Annotated in this window: 13 protein-coding genes and 1 riboswitch; of the genes, 4 read left to right on the forward strand and 9 right to left on the reverse strand. The window is 37.5% G+C overall.

Going from position 1 to position 17692, the window contains the following annotated elements; all coding sequences use genetic code 11:
- Positions 1 to 107 precede the first annotated feature (107 nt).
- Positions 108 to 878 carry a WG repeat-containing protein gene (locus WFH39_RS16115; RefSeq protein WP_336690620.1) on the reverse strand — a complete coding sequence of 257 codons (771 nt, stop codon included), beginning with the start codon at positions 876 to 878 and terminating at the stop codon, positions 108 to 110.
- Positions 879 to 1182: 304 nt separating this feature from the next.
- Between WFH39_RS16115 and WFH39_RS16120 the strand changes: the two genes are divergently transcribed.
- The 4 genes from WFH39_RS16120 to WFH39_RS16135 all read left to right on the forward strand — a co-directional run bounded on the left by WFH39_RS16120 (position 1183) and on the right by WFH39_RS16135 (position 9441).
- A complete protein-coding gene (locus WFH39_RS16120) occupies positions 1183 to 3966 on the forward strand; it encodes a bifunctional aconitate hydratase 2/2-methylisocitrate dehydratase (protein ID WP_336690621.1) in 2784 nt (927 codons plus the stop codon).
- A gap of 312 nt (positions 3967 to 4278) precedes the next feature.
- A complete protein-coding gene (locus tag WFH39_RS16125) occupies positions 4279 to 6549 on the forward strand; it encodes an aconitate hydratase (protein ID WP_116096748.1) in 2271 nt (756 codons plus the stop codon).
- Between the two features lie 110 nt (positions 6550 to 6659).
- The gene (locus WFH39_RS16130; RefSeq protein ID WP_076393713.1) at positions 6660 to 7154 is read left to right on the forward strand and encodes a hypothetical protein; all 495 of its coding nucleotides are present in this window, start codon (positions 6660 to 6662) and stop codon (positions 7152 to 7154) included.
- 67 nt (positions 7155 to 7221) lie between these two features.
- Positions 7222 to 9441 (forward strand): outer membrane beta-barrel protein, encoded by a 2220-nt coding sequence (locus WFH39_RS16135; RefSeq protein WP_336690622.1) that lies wholly within the window; start codon positions 7222 to 7224, stop codon positions 9439 to 9441.
- Between the two features lie 327 nt (positions 9442 to 9768).
- Here WFH39_RS16135 and WFH39_RS16140 read toward each other — a convergent pair whose 3' ends face one another.
- From WFH39_RS16140 to thiS, 8 genes are all read right to left on the reverse strand, one after another.
- Positions 9769 to 10479 (reverse strand): HesA/MoeB/ThiF family protein, encoded by a 711-nt coding sequence (locus WFH39_RS16140; RefSeq protein ID WP_336690623.1) that lies wholly within the window; start codon positions 10477 to 10479, stop codon positions 9769 to 9771.
- A gap of 425 nt (positions 10480 to 10904) precedes the next feature.
- The gene (thiH, locus tag WFH39_RS16145; protein WP_336690624.1) at positions 10905 to 12023 is read right to left on the reverse strand and encodes a 2-iminoacetate synthase ThiH; all 1119 of its coding nucleotides are present in this window, start codon (positions 12021 to 12023) and stop codon (positions 10905 to 10907) included.
- 11 nt (positions 12024 to 12034) lie between these two features.
- Complete coding sequence (locus WFH39_RS16150; protein ID WP_108408743.1) at positions 12035 to 12811, reverse strand: thiazole synthase; 777 nt, start codon at positions 12809 to 12811, stop codon at positions 12035 to 12037.
- 31 nt (positions 12812 to 12842) lie between these two features.
- Positions 12843 to 13463 carry a thiamine phosphate synthase gene (locus tag WFH39_RS16155; RefSeq protein ID WP_336690625.1) on the reverse strand — a complete coding sequence of 207 codons (621 nt, stop codon included), beginning with the start codon at positions 13461 to 13463 and terminating at the stop codon, positions 12843 to 12845.
- A 125-nt stretch (positions 13464 to 13588) separates the two neighbouring features.
- The gene (locus WFH39_RS16160; RefSeq protein WP_336690626.1) at positions 13589 to 14332 is read right to left on the reverse strand and encodes a hydroxymethylpyrimidine/phosphomethylpyrimidine kinase; all 744 of its coding nucleotides are present in this window, start codon (positions 14330 to 14332) and stop codon (positions 13589 to 13591) included.
- Positions 14308 to 14892: a thiamine phosphate synthase gene (locus WFH39_RS16165; protein ID WP_336690627.1), complete on the reverse strand. Its 585-nt coding sequence runs from the start codon at positions 14890 to 14892 to the stop codon at positions 14308 to 14310. The genes WFH39_RS16160 and WFH39_RS16165 overlap by 25 nt, the downstream gene beginning before the upstream one ends.
- Entirely contained in the window at positions 14889 to 16700 is a 1812-nt protein-coding gene (gene thiC / locus WFH39_RS16170) for a phosphomethylpyrimidine synthase ThiC (RefSeq protein WP_336690628.1), read from the reverse strand. The genes WFH39_RS16165 and thiC overlap by 4 nt, the downstream gene beginning before the upstream one ends.
- 12 nt (positions 16701 to 16712) lie before the next feature.
- A complete protein-coding gene (thiS, locus tag WFH39_RS16175; protein WP_336690629.1) occupies positions 16713 to 16919 on the reverse strand; it encodes a sulfur carrier protein ThiS in 207 nt (68 codons plus the stop codon).
- A 57-nt stretch (positions 16920 to 16976) separates the two neighbouring features.
- Positions 16977 to 17077: riboswitch (TPP riboswitch) on the reverse strand.
- Positions 17078 to 17692 lie beyond the last annotated feature (615 nt).

Raw genomic sequence — 17692 nt, forward strand, 5'->3', positions numbered from 1 at the left:
TTACCAACTGTGGGAAATTACGTTTTTCAGCCTATTTTTACGCACTAAAATCATTTAATTAAAGATTTGCGCTATTGGAGAAAGATTCTGGAAATTCATTTTTAAATCTAATAGGTCTTATTCTGCGAATCTACATAGTAATAATTCTTACTATCTTTTGAAACCTCGAACATTTTACCAAGCTTCCAGCTAAAATTTCGTTTAATATCAGAATATTCAAACGGAATAATCACCTTTCCGTTCACATCCACCACTCCGAAAACATTATTTTTTGAAGCAATAATCATCGGATTAGCAACATTATCACCTTCTAAAATAAAAAGGTAATCGTATTGAGGATAAATTTTAAACTGCTTGTAATCATAAGGATTTTCAAACGTTGCTTTTTCGATGATTCCGAAAAAACCATTCATCGTATATACCTGAAAAAGCTGCTGAACATACTCTTTGTGAGGACATTTTGTCAAATCGGACTGTTTGTACTGATACACTCTTTTGCCTGTTCTGTCGACACGGTAAGAAATTTCATCTTTTTCTACCGTCGCATAATCCGCAGTCCCGAATTTTCTGAGTTTTACATTAGGAGAGTTCAGAAGATTACAGTCTTCGTAGAAAAATACCGCAATGTGATATTCCGGTTGAATGATAAATTTTCCTTTTTGGTTCACATACCCGAATTTGCCGTCCTGTTTTTTCGGAATTAAAAGCGGAAGCTCTTCATTGATGATCGGAAAATTGCTATTAAGTTTTGCCTTTTCTGGTAATGTTTTAACCACAGTTTTAGAACCTGTTTTCGAAGGCAATTTCTTCATTGTTTTAGCCTGAGAAAAAACAAAAACCGAAATAAAAAGGAATAAAACCGAAGCTACATTTTTCATAATCATCAATTGTTTGCAAAAATATCGCCAAAAATAGAAAATATAAAATACATATTTATAAAGAATCTAAATAATTTAAACTTGAAAAAATTGTAAAATTCCGTAAATTTGGGCACGTTTTCAGGCGTTTATTATGACAGACGTTTTAAAGAAGTCATTTTTAATATACTATCTAAAAATTTCAGCTTCTTGCTTAGATCAAATAAACAAAAAATAATAATTCTGCCGGAAAACACACGATGATAATCTTCCTTTGATTAAGATTGATTATCATCCGATTAAGATTGAAAAGATTTCTATTATTATGAATATTTATCAGGATTACATCCAAGAGATTGAAGAAAGAAAAACTCAGGGGCTTCATCCAAAGCCGATTGACAGTGCAGAATTATTAAGCGAGATTATCGCGCAGATTAAAGATACAGCAAACGAATACAGGGCTGATTCTCTTAAATTTTTTATTTACAACACGTTACCCGGAACCACAAGTGCAGCCGGTGTAAAAGCTAAATTTTTAAAAGAAATTATTCTTGGTGAATCTGTAGTAGAAGAAATCTCTCCTATTTTTGCTTTCGAATTGTTGTCCCACATGAAAGGTGGAAAATCTATCGAAGTATTGCTGGATCTGGCTTTAGGAAATGACAAAAATATCGCAAGACAGGCTGCAGAAGTACTGAAAACGCAGGTTTTCCTTTATGAAGCAGATACAACCCGTCTGAAAGAAGCCTTCAATATCGGGAACGAAATTGCAAAAGAAATTCTGGAAAGCTATGCAAAAGCAGAATTCTTCACAAAACTTCCTGAAGTTGCTGAAGAAATTAAAGTGGTTACTTTCATCGCAGGGGAAGGAGACATTTCTACCGACTTACTTTCTCCGGGTAATCAGGCACACTCAAGATCAGACCGCGAATTACACGGTAAATGCATGATTACGCCTCAGGCGCAGGAAGAAATTAAAGCCTTACAGGCAAAACATCCGGATGCAAGCGTAATGCTTATCGCTGAAAAAGGAACAATGGGAGTTGGTTCTTCGCGTATGTCCGGTGTAAACAACGTTGCACTCTGGACAGGAAAACAGGCAAGTCCTTATATTCCTTTCGTAAATATTGCTCCTATCGTTGGAGGTACCAACGGAATTTCACCAATCTTCCTTACAACAGTAGACGTAACCGGAGGTATCGGAATCGATCTTAAAAACTGGGTAAAGAAAGTAGACGAAAACGGAAAAGCTGTTCTTAACGAAGAAGGCGAACCTATTCTTGAGCAGACTTATTCTGTTGCAACGGGAACGGTTTTAACCATCAATACCAAAGAGAAAAAATTATACAACGGAGATCAGGAGCTTATCGATCTTACAAAATCTTTCACACCGCAGAAAATGGAATTCATTAAAGCGGGTGGATCTTACGCTATCGTGTTCGGTAAAAAATTACAGACATTTGCTGCTGAAGTTTTAGGCATCGAAGCTCCGGTTGTTTTTGCACCTTCTAAAGAAATTTCTAACGAAGGACAGGGGCTTACTGCGGTTGAAAAAATCTTCAACAGAAATGCAGTAGGGAAAACTCCGGGTAAAATCTTACACGCAGGTTCTGATGTACGTGTGAAAGTAAACATCGTAGGTTCTCAGGATACTACAGGTTTAATGACTGCTCAGGAACTGGAATCTATGGCTGCAACGGTAATTTCTCCGGTAGTAGACGGAGCTTACCAGTCCGGATGCCACACCGCTTCAGTTTGGGATAAAAAAGCACAGGCTAATATTCCTAAATTAATGAAATTCATGAACGAATTCGGTTTGATCACAGCACGTGATCCGAAAGGAGAATATCACGCGATGACAGACGTTATCCACAAAGTTCTTAACGATATTACCGTAGACGAATGGGCAATCATCATCGGAGGAGATTCTCACACGAGAATGTCTAAAGGAGTTGCTTTCGGAGCAGATTCAGGAACTGTTGCCCTTGCTTTGGCGACAGGAGAAGCATCAATGCCAATCCCGGAATCTGTAAAAGTAACGTTCAAAGGAACCATGAAAGAACATATGGATTTCCGTGATGTGGTTCATGCAACTCAGGCTCAGATGCTGAAACAGTTCGGAGGAGAGAACGTATTCCAGGGAAGAATTATTGAAGTTCACATCGGAACACTTCCTGCCGATCAGGCATTTACCTTCACAGACTGGACGGCTGAAATGAAAGCAAAAGCTTCCATCAATATTTCTGAAGATGCTACTTTAATCGAGTCTCTGGAAATTGCAAAAAGCAGAATCCAGATCATGATCGATAAAGGAATGGATAACCACAATCAGGTTCTTCAGGGATTAATTGACAAGGCTAATAAAAGAATTGAGGAAATCAGATCCGGTGAAAAACCTGCTCTGACTCCGGATTCCAATGCTAAATATTACGCTGAAGTTGTTGTAGATCTTGATGCCATCGTAGAACCGATGATCGCCGATCCGGATGTAAACAATGAAGATGTTTCTAAAAGATATACGCACGATACTATCAGAGATTTAACGTATTACGGTGGTGAGAAAAAAGTAGATCTTGGCTTCGTCGGATCTTGTATGGTTCACAAAGGAGATTTAAAGATTGTTTCTCAAATGCTTAAAAACATTGAAAAACAAAACGGTACCGTAGAATTTAAAGCTCCGCTTGTAGTGGCTGCTCCTACCTATAACATCATTGATGAATTAAAAGCTGAAGGCGACTGGGAATTTTTAGAGAAATATTCAGGTTTTGAGTTTGACGATAATGCTCCTAAAGGCGAAGCTCGTGTTGAATACAAAAACATGATGTATCTTGAAAGACCGGGATGTAACCTTTGTATGGGGAATCAGGAAAAAGCAGCAAAAGGAGATACAGTTTTAGCCACTTCTACGCGTCTTTTCCAGGGAAGAGTGGTTGAAGATTCTGAACGTAAAAAAGGAGAATCTCTATTAGCTTCAACTCCGGTGGTTGTACTTTCTGCGATCATGGGAAGAATTCCTAGCATCGATGAGTATAAAACAGCGGTTGAAGGGATCGACCTTACTACTTTTGTTCCTTCTATTAAAGAACTGACAAGTACAAGCGCTCACTAAAAAGCTTACAGATAAGCCGTAAAGGCTGTTTTAACAATTTATAGAATTGAAAGATTTTACTCGTAAAGATGTAGAATCTTTCAATTTTTTATTTAGAACCTTTCCATTTAAAGATCTGCAAAAATTATTTTAACTTAGATCAATCACAAAAATTTTATTTTTTCTTAACTTGAAGGTTGGAAATTTCAGAATTATTTATCATTTTTTATCCTTTTTAAAAGCATACAGGAATAGAATTTGATAATTTAATGATGTTAATTTATTTAATAGCAAAGAGCAAATAATTAAAACAGAAGAAAAATAAATTCAGATATGACTTTTGATATTGATATGATCAAAAAAGTGTACGAGCGTTACCCGGAAAGAATTGCTGCGGCAAGAAAAGTAGTGGGAAAACCTCTTACCCTTTCAGAAAAAATCCTTTACACCCACCTTTGGGAAGGAAACGCAACACAGGCACACGAAAGAGGAAATTCTTATGTAGATTTCGCACCGGACAGAGTAGCGATGCAGGATGCAACGGCACAAATGGCGCTGCTTCAGTTTATGCAGGCAGGAAAAGCAAAAGTGGCTGTACCTTCAACCGCTCACGCCGATCACCTTATTCAGGCAAGAGTAGGTGCAGAAGCTGATTTACAGGAAGGTATTAACAAAAACTCGGAAGTTTTCAATTTCCTGAGTTCGGTTTGTGATAAGTACGGAATCGGTTTCTGGAAACCGGGAGCCGGAATCATCCATCAGGTTGTACTGGAAAACTATGCTTTCCCGGGAGGAATGATGATCGGAACGGACTCTCATACCGTAAACGCAGGAGGTTTAGGAATGGTTGCCATCGGAGTTGGTGGTGCAGATGCAGTTGACGTAATGGCAGGAATGGCTTGGGAACTTAAAATGCCAAAATTAATCGGGGTAAAATTAACCGGTAAAATGTCCGGCTGGACTTCAGCAAAAGACGTGATCTTAAAAGTGGCAGGAATTCTTACCGTAAAAGGAGGAACAGGCTGCATCGTAGAATACTTCGGAGAAGGAGCACAATCTCTTTCAGCGACAGGTAAAGGAACCATCTGTAATATGGGAGCGGAAATCGGAGCAACGACTTCTACTTTCGGATATGATGATTCCATGAGAAGATACCTTTCGTCTACCGGAAGACAGGATGTTGTAGATGCGGCAGACCAGATCGCGGAACATTTAACAGGTGATCCTGAGGTATATGCAAATCCTGAGCAATATTTTGATCAGCTAATTGAAATTAATCTTTCTGAACTGACTCCTCACTTAAACGGACCTTTCACTCCGGATCTGGCAACGCCTGTTTCTGAATTCAGAGCAAAAGCAGAAGCCAACGGATGGCCACTTGAAGTAGAATGGGCACTGATTGGTTCTTGTACCAATTCGTCCTACGAAGATTTATCAAGAGCAGCTTCTATCGTGGAAGATGCCGTTGCTAAAGGAGTGAAACCGAAAGCTATTTTAGGAATTAATCCGGGTTCTGAGCAGGTGAAATTTACCGCAGAAAGAGACGGTTTCCTGAATTCATTCAGAAAGTTTGAGAATGCTAGAATATTTACGAACGCCTGCGGACCTTGTATCGGACAATGGGACAGAGAAGGTGCTGAAAAAGGTGAAAAGAATTCGATCATTCACTCTTTCAACAGAAACTTTGCAAAAAGAGCAGACGGAAATCCAAATACCCACGCTTTCGTCGCTTCTCCAGAAATGGTAGCTGCTGTGGCAATTTCGGGCAGACTGGATTTTAATCCTATTACCGATACTTTAACCAACGAAGCCGGAGAGCAGATTAAATTAGACGAGCCTAAAGGTTTTGAATTACCGGAAAAAGGATTCGCTGTGGATGACAATGGTTATCAGGCGCCTTCTGAAGACGGATCTTCTGTAGTGGTAAATGTAAGCCCAACTTCAGACAGACTTCAGTTACTGGAAGAATTTCCGGCTTGGGATGGCAAAAATATTACAGGAGCAAGACTTTTAATAAAAGCTTTTGGAAAATGTACTACCGACCACATTTCTATGGCTGGACCATGGCTGAAATACAGAGGTCACCTTGATAATATTTCAAATAATATGTTGATCGGAGCAGTTAATGCGTTCAACATGGAAACCAATAAAGTTAAAAATCAGCTTACAGGAGAATACGGAGAAGTTCCTGCTGTACAGAGAGATTATAAAGCCGCAGGAATTCCATCCATCGTTGTGGGAGACCAAAACTATGGGGAAGGTTCTTCAAGAGAACACGCAGCAATGGAACCGAGACATTTGGGCGTAAAAGCTGTTTTGGTAAAATCGTTTGCGAGAATTCATGAAACCAACCTTAAAAAACAGGGAATGTTGGGAATTACTTTTGCCAATGAAGCAGATTATGATAAAATTCTGGAAGATGATGTGATCAATTTCCTGGATCTCGATCAGTTTGCTCCGGGAAAACAACTGACTTTAGAATTCATCCATTCAGATGGAACGAAAGACATTGTGATGGCAAACCACACTTACAACGATCAGCAAATTGACTGGTTTAAGGCAGGTTCTGCTTTGAATCTGATCAAACAACAGGAAAAAAATTAATTGTTAGATTTAATTAATCATAAAAAAGCAACTTCAGATTGAAGTTGCTTTTTGTTTTATATTGATTTCGCTTATTTTTAGGCTTTAAAAACTAAGAGTAAAACTGAACTATGAAAAAACTTTTACTGCTTTTATCGTTTCTTCCTCTACTCTCTTTCGCGCAGGAAAACAACGAAGTAAAAATTAATGCCTTTGGAATATTTAAATCAAGAATTGATATTGGATATGAGCGGATTATTAATTACAATGCCGGAATAGGAAGTTATTTTATATACCAATGGAAAGAAAAATATACGGTTATGCCATATTATAGATTTTACACAGACAATGAAGGTATTGCAAAAGATTTTTTTATTGAAGCATTAGCTATTTACAACAGAAACAAATATTCTCCGCTTGACGATAATGGTCAGACTTTAAATAATGAGAAATGGGGATCATCTTTAGGAATCGGGGCCGGAGTTGGAGAAAAATATGTATTTCTTTCAAACCTCTTTGTGGAAGCTGGTCTGGAAGCCGGAATTGTTAAAAATTTATCTGCTTCAGACAGAGATCAGTACGGCGGATTATTCCGCCTCTTTATTTCAGCAGGATATAGATTTTAAATTTAAGTGAATAAAAATGTAACAAAAGTACTTTTTTCATTGTCTAATAGAATATCAGAAAGACATTATGAAAAAAGCAATTATTGCGTTATCACTTTTGGGCAGCATCTTTTCTTTTGCCCAGGAAAAAACGAATAACCAGGCAACCAAAGAAAAACAAATTGAAGGAGTAACCATTACCAAAACTAAAAAAGCCGTTGAACAGAAAGCCGACCGTACGATTTTCGATTTTTCGGAACAGCCGCAGCTTAATAACGGAAACGTTCTGGAAGGCATCAAAAAACTTCCCGGATTGGTTTCTACCGATATCGCAGGAATGATGTATCAGGGAAAAGTTCTAGATGTTTATTTGAACGGAAGACCTTTGAACATTACTTCCAATGAGCTTAATTCTTTTCTTGAAGGAATGCCCGCCAATTCTGTAGACCGAATTGAAGTGATTACACAGCCCGGTGCGGAATTTCCTGCCACTTCAGGAGGCGCTATCATGAATATTATAACGAATAAGAATGCGAATAAATATTTAACGGCAACGTATTCCGGAAATTATTCTTTCACGAATTATGATAAATTCAGAAGCAGAACAAGCAATTCTTTAAATCTGAATGCGAGAAATAAAATTTTCGGATGGCAATTGAACGTTGGGCAGAATTACCGTGAAAGTATGCTGAACAGCAATCAGGACAATCTGATGTTAAGCAATACGGACAGAGTGGGAAGAGGATATTTTGCAAAATCCGGGCTTACTTTTGATCTCGGACAGGACAGATTGCTTTTAAATTATGATATTTACCATAATAACAATGATAATTATACATCCAGCAACGGACTTGCTGATCTTCCGTATTATCTGAATCCGAATATTATCAGAGAAGGAAATTTTTCATCCTTTGATGCAGCTCACACCGATAATTTGAGACAGGAAGCTGTGGTAACCTATCAGAAACGTTTTACAGAAAAATCTCAGAAGCTGGATTTCCAGTTTGGTTTTACAAAATCCGACAGTAAATTTATTCAGGATAATATTTTTACAGATGTGGTTTATACCAATCCTGTTGAAAATAGTCCCAGAATTCCTTTTTCTAATAAGCTGAACAACAAATCGGATATGGAAATCGCCAATTTTAAGGTAGATTATTCTCAGCCTTTAAAGATTTTGGATGGCGGAAAAGTAAGTTTGGGAGGATTGTACGAGCATCAGAATTTTGATACGGAAAGCAAAGGAATCACGAATTTAGAATACACCAGACAGACAACAGCAACTTATCTGGAGTTTCAGGCTAAGCTGAAAAAGTTTGATTTTATTTTGGGAACGCGTGCTGAAAATTATGATATTTCCGGTGTTACAAGATATTACAACAACAAAAATCTTATTGAGGCAGATCTTCTTCCTTTTAACAAGTTTAAATTGTTCCCGAACGCAAGTGTTCAGTACAATCTGATGAATCAGGTATACGTAGCAGCGAATTATAATAAAAAGATCAATTTGCCGAGTATTTCTGCCTTAAACCCTAACAACACCACATTTCAGGGACCGAATACGCAGGTAACGGGAAACCCGAATCTTCAGCCAACGATTTTTGATAACTATGAAATAAAAATTTCAGCTTTCGATTATGCATTTATCGGATATAGTGTAAGTTCAGCGAAAAATCAGGTAGCGCAGATCATCAGAAAAGACGGAAAAAATCTCTTCAACGAGCAGATTAATATTTCTGAAATGAAAATCCACAATTTCAACGTCGGATTACCGGTTCCTTTCATGATTTTCAGCAAACCATTGAGCGAAATTATGAAGTTTAATTTCAATCCGGATAAGATCAACTTCATGTATATTTATGCCGGTTATCAGAAGCATGATATTGACAATCTGAATAATAAAGGATTCTGGATTCTGAATCTGATGACGCAGATCATTTTACCGAAGGAGATCAAATTAACCGCCAATTACAGTTATCTGACTCCAAAAGCAGGGTATTTTTATTTCACCGCGGAAAAGCCATTCAACAATTCTGTGGATCTTACGCTGACGAAGAAATTTATGGACAATCGTTTGACGGTTTCTGTTTTTGCCAATGATATTTTCAACGGACAATTGATGCAGGTTCGCTCCAATCCACCTTCAGGAGAAACGGTCATGCTGAGAACGAAATACGACTCAAGAAATTTCGGATTGTCTGTTAATTACAAAATCCCGACGAAGAACAAATTGGCAAAAGAAGATGCAAACATCCTGAATCAGACGAAGAAAGATGAAAATGGCGGTGTGATGCAGCAGGGACAGTAGTTTTTTTCTAAACACTAATTGCACGAATGTTTTGCACAAATTTCACGAATAATTTTGATTTATAATGATTAAGCAAAATTGAAACTGATAAGTATTTATTTTATCAATAGGAGCGGACTTTAGTCCGCTTTTTTACGCCCTAAAGAAAAGCTTCAGCCAAAACTTAGAAAATTTGTGTGATCTGTGTAAAAACATTCGTGCCATTAGTGTTTATTCAATACGAGCGGACTTTAGTCCGCTTTTTTTTACGCCCCAAAGAAAGGCTTTAGCCAAAACTTAAAATATTTGTGTGATTTGTGCAAAAAATTCGTGCGATTTGTGTTTAAACTAAAAATCAATAGTCTGAAAACGCCAATTCAACGTATCAATCAACGTTAACTGATTCAACGGCAATGGTAAATCTGTAATAATTTTCAAAGCTAAATTCGCCATCATGCTTCCTACAATTCCCGGTAAAGCTCCCAAAACGCCCAAACTGTCGCAATCCGGAAGAGATTCATCAAAAGGCGGTTCCGGAAAAATGTCTCTTAAATTTTTACTGCCATTATAATTAAAAATCGCAACCTGCCCTGAAAATCCCAAAATACTTCCATAAACCAAAGGCTTTTTGAATTGTACACAGGTATCATTAACTAAATATCTCGTTTTAAAATTATCAGAACCATCAATAATGACATCAAATCCGGAAATCAATTCTTCGGCGTTTGATTCATCTATTTTTTGTTCAATTCCAACGAATTTAATTTGATGATTTAGATTTCTGATAAATATTTCGGCGCTTTTTACTTTAGAAATTCCAACCGTGCTTTCATTGTGAATAATTTGTCGGTTTAAATTATGGAGTTCCACCTCGTCAAAATCCACGACACCCAAAGTTCCTACTCCCGCTGCAGTCAAATATTGGATAACGGGACTTCCCAAACCTCCGGCTCCGACTACCAAAACTTTAGAATTCATTATTTTTCTTTGACCTTCCAATCCGATTTCTTCAATGAAGATCTGTCGGCTGTATCTTGCGAAGATGTCTTCTTTTTTCATTACAATTTTTATTTTTTAACAACCTGTTGTGCATCTTGGAAAGTAATTTTAACCCATTAATTGTTAAATATATCTACTTTTTGTTTTACTTTTATAAATGAAATGCCTTTGTTTATCTTTCATTAAAGATTGCTTTATTTTAAAAAACTTTGTTTATCCTTGCGATAAAATTTAAACGCTAAGAAAGACAAAGAGTAGATTTTAATTGCCTGGAACGAAGATAAACAAAGGCGTTTCACTTAATTTAGAAATACAAAGGTTCAAAATGCACAATTGTTTTTTTAACCATTAAGATCTATTTATGGAATGAAGTTAGTTAAGGAAATATCTAAATATTTTAAGAATATCTCATCCTGTTATTTTCCTGTAAAAAGCTTAATTTTTCTAAACTTTTTAAATAAACCTTAATGGTTCAAATTTCTAATTTAAGTTCCGCTATAAACCACATCCCAGTCTTTCATTACAGGATCGTAGCCTGCTTTTTTAATGATATTTTTTATTTCCTCCATGCTTCTTTCATCACTGGTTTCGAACTGCTCCAGCGACTCTTTATCCACCGCATAACCTCCCGGATTGGTCTTGGAAGCAGCACTCATTGCTGTTGCGCCCAATGAAATAATGTTATTTCTGAATTTTTCATTTTCCCTTGTGGAAATAGAAATCTCCAAATCTTCATTCCAGATTCTGTAGGCGCAGATGAGCTGTAATAAATCTCTGTCGGACATGATGAAATTCGGTTCAATAATTCCTTCCGCAGGTCGAAGGCGCGGAAATGAAACTGAATATCTGCTTTTCCAGTATTGCTTCTGAAGATAATCGATGTGTAATGCGTTGAAAAAACTGTCCACCCGCCAATCTTCCAGCCCCAGTAAAACGCCGAGTCCTGTTTTATGAATTCCGGCTTTTCCAATTCTGTCGGGCGTTTCCAGACGAAATTCGAAATTCGACTTTTTTCCTTTCGGATGGTATTCTTTGTACACTTCCTGATGATAGGTTTCCTGATAAATCAAAACTGCATGTACTCCTGCTTCATGAACCCGTCGGTATTCTTCTTCAGATAAAGGCTGAACTTCAATGGAGATATTCGCAAAATGAGGTTTCAAAAGCTGTATGGCATTCAGAAAATAATCGATTCCGACCGTCTTATTGGCTTCACCGCTTACCAGCAAAACATGATTCACGTCCATTGACTTTAAAACAGAGGCTTCAATCAGAATTTCGGTATCAGAAAGTGTTTTTCTTTTAATGGAATTATCCAGACTGAAACCACAATAAGTACAGATATTCTGACATTCGTTGCTAAGATACAACGGCGCATACAACTGAATGGTTTTTCCGAAACGCTTTTGGGTAAGCTGTTGAGCCATTTTTGCCATTATTTCCAGTTTTTGAGCCGCAACCGGCGACAGAAAATTCAAAAAATCTTCTATGGTTTTATTCTTTTTATGAAGACTTTTTTCAACATCGGTTAACGTTACTTTTTCAAGTTTCGTTTTTACCTCATCCCATTGGTAATTTTCAAAAAAATCTTTAAAACTCTTCATTTCATTTAATTTTAATCAAATAAAAAGGCAGTCAGCGGACTTGAAGCTTCCGCATGATGTGAAATCGCACCCAAACCGGATTCAAAAGCTCTTCTTCCGGCAATCACACCCTCTTTAAAAGCCAATGCCATATTTACCGGATTCTTCGCCACCGCAATTGCTGTGTTTACCAAAACCGCATCGGCTCCCATTTCCATTGCTTTTGCCGCATCGGAAGGCGCACCAATTCCCGCATCCACCACAACCGGAACATTACTTTGAGCAATAATGATTTCTAAAAAATCCAATGTTTTTAGTCCTTTATTGGTTCCGATTGGCGCTCCTAAAGGCATTACGACGGCTGTTCCTGCATCTTCAAGACGTTTGCACAGGACAGGATCTGCATGAATATAAGGCATCACGACAAACCCTAATTTTGCCAGTTCCTCTGTTGCATACAATGTTTCAATAGGATCGGGTAACAGATATTTCGGATCGGGGTGGATTTCAAGTTTTACCCAGTTGGTTTCCAGTGCTTCTCTTGCCAACTGTGCCGCTAAAACAGCTTCTTTGGCAGTTCTTGCTCCTGAAGTATTGGGTAAAAGGTGAGATTTTGTAGGTTTTAACGCGCTTAAAATATCGTCTTCCGAAGAATGGGCATCAATTCTTTTCAAAGCCATGGTTACCAATTCGCTTTCTGAGGCGATGATGGAATCCGTCATTTCCGACAGGCTTCCGAATTTCCCTGTTCCTAAAAACAATCGCGATTCAAAGATTCTGTCGGCTATTTTTAAAGGTTGATTTTTCATATTTACTTTTTAGTTTAGATGTTTAAAAGATTTAACTCAATTCTAAAATGTTTCTGAATTCATTAATTACAGAAGGCTGACTGGTAATCTGCCCGGAAACAGCAACTCCATAAATTCCGATTTCCTGTAATCGTTTGATGTCTTCCAAAACAACTCCGCCAATGGCAAAAATTTTTGGAATCTCAATTGATTTTTCTTTTAAGTTGTTGATGATTTCACCATAACCTTCAAATCCTAATATCGGACTTAATTGTTCTTTGGTAGAAGTAAATCTCAACGGACCTAACCCAATGTAATCGCAGTGTTCCGCCATTCTCTGAAGAATATCTGAAAAAGTATTGGCGGTTCCTCCGATGATTTTATGCTCTCCCAAAATGTATCTCGCCTTTTCTACGGACATATCTTTCAATCCCAAATGAACACCATCCGCATCAACGTCTTTTGCGATCTGAACATGATCGTTAATGATAAAAACAGCCTGATAATCTGCACATAACTTTTTTGAAATTTCACTGAGTGTGATAAAATCTTTTTCGGGTGTATTTTTCCAACGAACCTGAATCCATTTTGCGCCATAATCAAGAGCTTTCCGGATATTCTTTTCCTGAACTTCTAAAGATGAACCCTGAGAGATGTATTGTAATTTTTCCATTTTTTATTTAATGTAATTTTCTTTTTAACGCGAAGCCGCAAGGTTAACTTTAAAAGTCTTCTGCATATTTTTCGTTCGCAACGGCATTTCATTCAGCAAATGATAGAGATTTTTAATGATACATTTTAAGAATGAAAACCTAGTAAAGTTGGATTGCTTGTTAAAAATTTTTCGATATATAATTTTCCTTTTCGACAGGCATTTTGCAAATTTTCTCCTTTTGCTAAATGACTTGCAATTGCGGAAGAAAGTACGCAACCTGAACCGTGTTTCGGGTAAAATACAGAAGTTGTATTGTTGGGTTCGATTGAAATTTTTTTCCCATTTTCCCATAAAATATCTGTCCCGATTTCATCTTCCCGATGTCCGCCTTTTATTAATACGGAACATCCATTTTCTGATGGTTCAAAAAGACGATTTTCTTTCAAAACGTTGTATTCATTATAGTTAGGTGTGATTAAATCTATTTTTTGTAAAACATTTTTAAGCTCGGAAATGGTATTCAGATCAAAAAAGGAAAATTCCGATGTGCTTTTTAAAACCGGATCCCAGACAATTTTTACTTCAGGGTTAATGGATTTAAGTTTTTCTACAATCTGAGCTAAAAATTTGGCATCTTTTACCACTCCGATTTTCACCGCTTCAACTTTATATTTTTTCATCAAAACATCGGTAGCTGATAAAATTTCATCTATCGGCTGCCATTGAAGCGTATAAAATTCGGACTCGGTTTGTAAAGTCATTGCTGTACAAACGCACAATCCCTGAACTTTTAGCTGTTCAAATGTTTTAATATCTGCCAATACACCGGCTCCACCACTTGGATCGAATCCGGCAATGTTCATTACGAAAGGACGCTCTTTCTGCATTTTCTGAAAATATCTAAAGGATTATTACTTTCCCAAATTGCTCCCAACAAAGCCACTCCGTCTACTCTGCTGTTGAAAACTCCACTAACATTGTTTTCATGAATCCCTCCCAAAGCAATCAGTTTTACGTTTGAATGATTTCGTTTTTGAATCTCATTCAAAATATTCGAGTTTTCTCCGTATCCTTTTTTTGAAATACTCGGAAAAACCGGACTGATAAAAGCATATTCCCAATCGTCAGATAATTCATTAAAAGTTTTAATATCATGAACAGAAGTGGAAATCGTTTGATCTGCGAAAGGTTTAAACAAATCATTCTGTCTGTAAATTTCTCTGAAATGAAATCTTGAAATATTAAAACGTTCAGCCAAATCGTAATGACTGTGCAAAACCAATTGATGATGAAATTCAGAATGTATGTTTTGGATAAAATCTTTCATTTCTTCCGAATTGATGAATGGTTTTCTGATATGAAGCAAATCCAATCCTTCCTGAAATAATGCATTGATGATTTCAGTTTCATTCTGAACCAGTTCTTCAGAAGTGATAACGATGATCATATATAGATTTCCTTTCCTTTTTCGATGAACTCCTGCGATTTATCCAGCATTCCCTGTTCGGCAGATTCCCGAATTTCCTGGGTAATTTTCATGGAACAGAATTTAGGCCCGCACATCGAACAGAAATGAGCTACTTTTGCTCCGTCTGCCGGAAGTGTTTCATCGTGATAAGATCTCGCCGTTTCCGGATCTAAAGAAAGATTGAACTGATCTTCCCATCTGAATTCGAATCTCGCTTTGCTCAACGCATTGTCTCTGTATTGCGCTCCGGGATGTCCTTTTGCCAAATCTGCAGCATGAGCCGCCAATTTATACGTAATCACCCCCACTTTTACATCTTCTTTGTTCGGAAGTCCCAAATGTTCTTTCGGCGTAACGTAGCACAACATGGCACAACCAAACCACCCGATCATTGCCGCTCCTATTCCTGAAGTGATGTGGTCGTAACCCGGTGCAATATCTGTTGTTAAAGGTCCTAAAGTGTAAAATGGAGCTTCATCACAAACTTCCAATTGCTTCTCCATATTTTCTTTAATCATATGCATCGGAACGTGACCGGGACCTTCGATCATCACCTGAACATTGTGTTTCCATGCGATTTTAGTTAATTCACCTAAGGTTTCCAGTTCTGCGAACTGCGCTTCGTCATTGGCATCGGCAATTGAACCGGGACGAAGACCATCACCCAAAGAAAAGGCAACGTCATATTTTTTCATGATTTCGCAGATCTCCTCGAAATGTGTGTACAAGAAGTTTTCTTTGTGATGAAATAAGCACCATTTCGCCATAATTGAACCTCCTCTGGAAACAATTCCTGTTACCCGTTTTGCTGTTAAATGGATATATCTCAGTAAAACTCCGGCATGGATCGTGAAGTAAGAAACACCCTGTTCTGCCTGTTCGATCAAGGTATCTTTAAAAATTTCCCACGTTAAATCTTCTGCAACGCCTTTTACTTTTTCCAATGCCTGATAAATCGGAACGGTACCAATGGGAACCGGACTGTTTCTGATGATCCACTCTCTGGTTTCGTGGATGTTTTTCCCGGTTGATAAGTCCATGATGGTGTCTGCGCCCCATCGACAAGCCCAGACTGCTTTTTCAACTTCTTCTTCAATGCTTGATGAAACGGCACTGTTTCCGATGTTGGCATTAATTTTAACTAAAAAATTCCGCCCGATAATCATCGGCTCGCTTTCGGGGTGATTGATGTTGTTGGGAATAATGGCTCTTCCGGCTGCAATTTCGTCTCTTACGAATTCAGGCGTGATTTTATTTTTCGGCGTTTTTGCACCGAAACTGTTTCCCGGATGTTGGAAAACCATGCCTTTTGAAACGGAATCCAACTGCTCAATTCTCTGGTTTTCCCTGATGGCAATATATTCCATTTCGGGAGTGATGATGCCCTGTTTTGCGTAGTATAATTGGGTAATCTGTTTTCCTTCTTTCGCTACTTTAGGTTTATGATTATATGAAAAACGCAGTTCGTCCAATTTTGAATCCGAAAGTCTGGCTTTTCCGTATTCAGAAGTGATTCCGTCAAGAATTTCCACGTCATTTCTGTCTAAAATCCATTGTTCGCGAATTCTTGGAAGTCCTTTTTCTATATTAATCTCAAAATTTTCGTCGGTATAAGGTCCTGATGTATCGTAAATGGTAACAGGAGGATTTTCATCCATTTTTCCGTTGCTTAGTTTTGTCGGACTGAGCTGTATTTCGCGCATTGCTACATGGATCGGGTGAATTTTCCCTTCAACATAGATCTTTTTTGAGTTCGGAAATGGTGAACGTGTGATGTTATGAGCCATAATAATATTTTTTTAACCACCCTGAGTGGCTGTGATAATTAAAATTGAATCTTTATCGTTGAGGAATGTTTCCGCCCAGAATGACTGCGGAATAATACGGTTGTTGAGTGCTACAGCAATTCCTTTTTTCTTTTCAGGTAATTCCATAGCAAGAAGCGCTTCCAGATTTTCGGGAAGTTTTTCGAACTTTTTTGTCGTGTGATTGATTGTGAGCTCCATTCCTAAATTTTTAAAAATACTTTAGGAATGTCCATGATTGTACAGTAGAATGTACAGCAAAGTCATCTCACTTTTCCCTACGCTAGTATGATCTAGAAATCAGGTTCAAAGGGTAAATTCTCAGCCCGTCTGTTCAACGGACACCCCTAAAGTATCGGACGAAGTTAGACATTTTTTTGAAATGGGCAAAATTTTGTGAAGGAAGGAAGTTGGAAGTCTTTGATTTTGCTGATGACAAAGATGCTTTAATTTTAACGCAAAGAGCTCTTATTCAGGATTCTTAGTTTAGTAAGCAAAGGCAAATAAATTTGTGGCGCGAAGCGTGAAGATTTTCTTTTTTGGATTGATTTTTTAATTTTAGCTGACTAATTTTGTGGATAGTGCAGAGGTTTTGATTTTAACGCAAAGAGTTCTTATTAAAACTTCTTAGTTTAGTAAGCAAAGGCAAATGAATTTGTGGCGCGAAGCTTGGAAAATATTCTTTTTTGGATTGATTTTTTAATTTTAGCTGACTGATTTTGTGGATAGTGCAGAGGTTTTGATTTTAACGCAAAGAGTTCTTATTAAAACTTCTTAGTTTAGTAAGCAGAGGCAAATAAATTTGCGGCGCGAAGCTTGGAAAATATTCTTTTTTGGATTGATTTTTTAATTTTAGCTGACTGATTTTGTGGATAGTGCAGAGGTTTTGATTTTAACGCAAAGAGTTCTTATTAAAACTTCTTAGTTTAGTAAGCAGAGGCAAATAAATTTGCGGCGCGAAGCTTGGAAAATAT

The sequence above is a fragment of the Chryseobacterium sp. MMO-72 genome (genome assembly GCF_037146035.1).
In the GTDB taxonomy this organism is placed as follows: domain Bacteria; phylum Bacteroidota; class Bacteroidia; order Flavobacteriales; family Weeksellaceae; genus Chryseobacterium; species Chryseobacterium indicum.

What these genes read in the sequence shown, in the direction of transcription:
- WFH39_RS16115 (WP_336690620.1), bottom strand. Translation starts at nt 878, where the DNA reads ATGAAAAATGTAGCTTCGGTTTTATTCCTTTTTATTTCGGTTTTTGTT.
- WFH39_RS16120 (WP_336690621.1), top strand. Translation starts at nt 1,183, where the DNA reads ATGAATATTTATCAGGATTACATCCAAGAGATTGAAGAAAGAAAAACT.
- WFH39_RS16125 (WP_116096748.1), top strand. Translation starts at nt 4,279, where the DNA reads ATGACTTTTGATATTGATATGATCAAAAAAGTGTACGAGCGTTACCCG.
- WFH39_RS16130 (WP_076393713.1), top strand. Translation starts at nt 6,660, where the DNA reads ATGAAAAAACTTTTACTGCTTTTATCGTTTCTTCCTCTACTCTCTTTC.
- WFH39_RS16135 (WP_336690622.1), top strand. Translation starts at nt 7,222, where the DNA reads ATGAAAAAAGCAATTATTGCGTTATCACTTTTGGGCAGCATCTTTTCT.
- WFH39_RS16140 (WP_336690623.1), bottom strand. Translation starts at nt 10,479, where the DNA reads ATGAAAAAAGAAGACATCTTCGCAAGATACAGCCGACAGATCTTCATT.
- thiH (WP_336690624.1), bottom strand. Translation starts at nt 12,023, where the DNA reads ATGAAGAGTTTTAAAGATTTTTTTGAAAATTACCAATGGGATGAGGTA.
- WFH39_RS16150 (WP_108408743.1), bottom strand. Translation starts at nt 12,811, where the DNA reads ATGAAAAATCAACCTTTAAAAATAGCCGACAGAATCTTTGAATCGCGA.
- WFH39_RS16155 (WP_336690625.1), bottom strand. Translation starts at nt 13,463, where the DNA reads ATGGAAAAATTACAATACATCTCTCAGGGTTCATCTTTAGAAGTTCAG.
- WFH39_RS16160 (WP_336690626.1), bottom strand. Translation starts at nt 14,332, where the DNA reads ATGCAGAAAGAGCGTCCTTTCGTAATGAACATTGCCGGATTCGATCCA.
- WFH39_RS16165 (WP_336690627.1), bottom strand. Translation starts at nt 14,892, where the DNA reads ATGATCATCGTTATCACTTCTGAAGAACTGGTTCAGAATGAAACTGAA.
- thiC (WP_336690628.1), bottom strand. Translation starts at nt 16,700, where the DNA reads ATGGCTCATAACATCACACGTTCACCATTTCCGAACTCAAAAAAGATC.
- thiS (WP_336690629.1), bottom strand. Translation starts at nt 16,919, where the DNA reads ATGGAGCTCACAATCAATCACACGACAAAAAAGTTCGAAAAACTTCCC.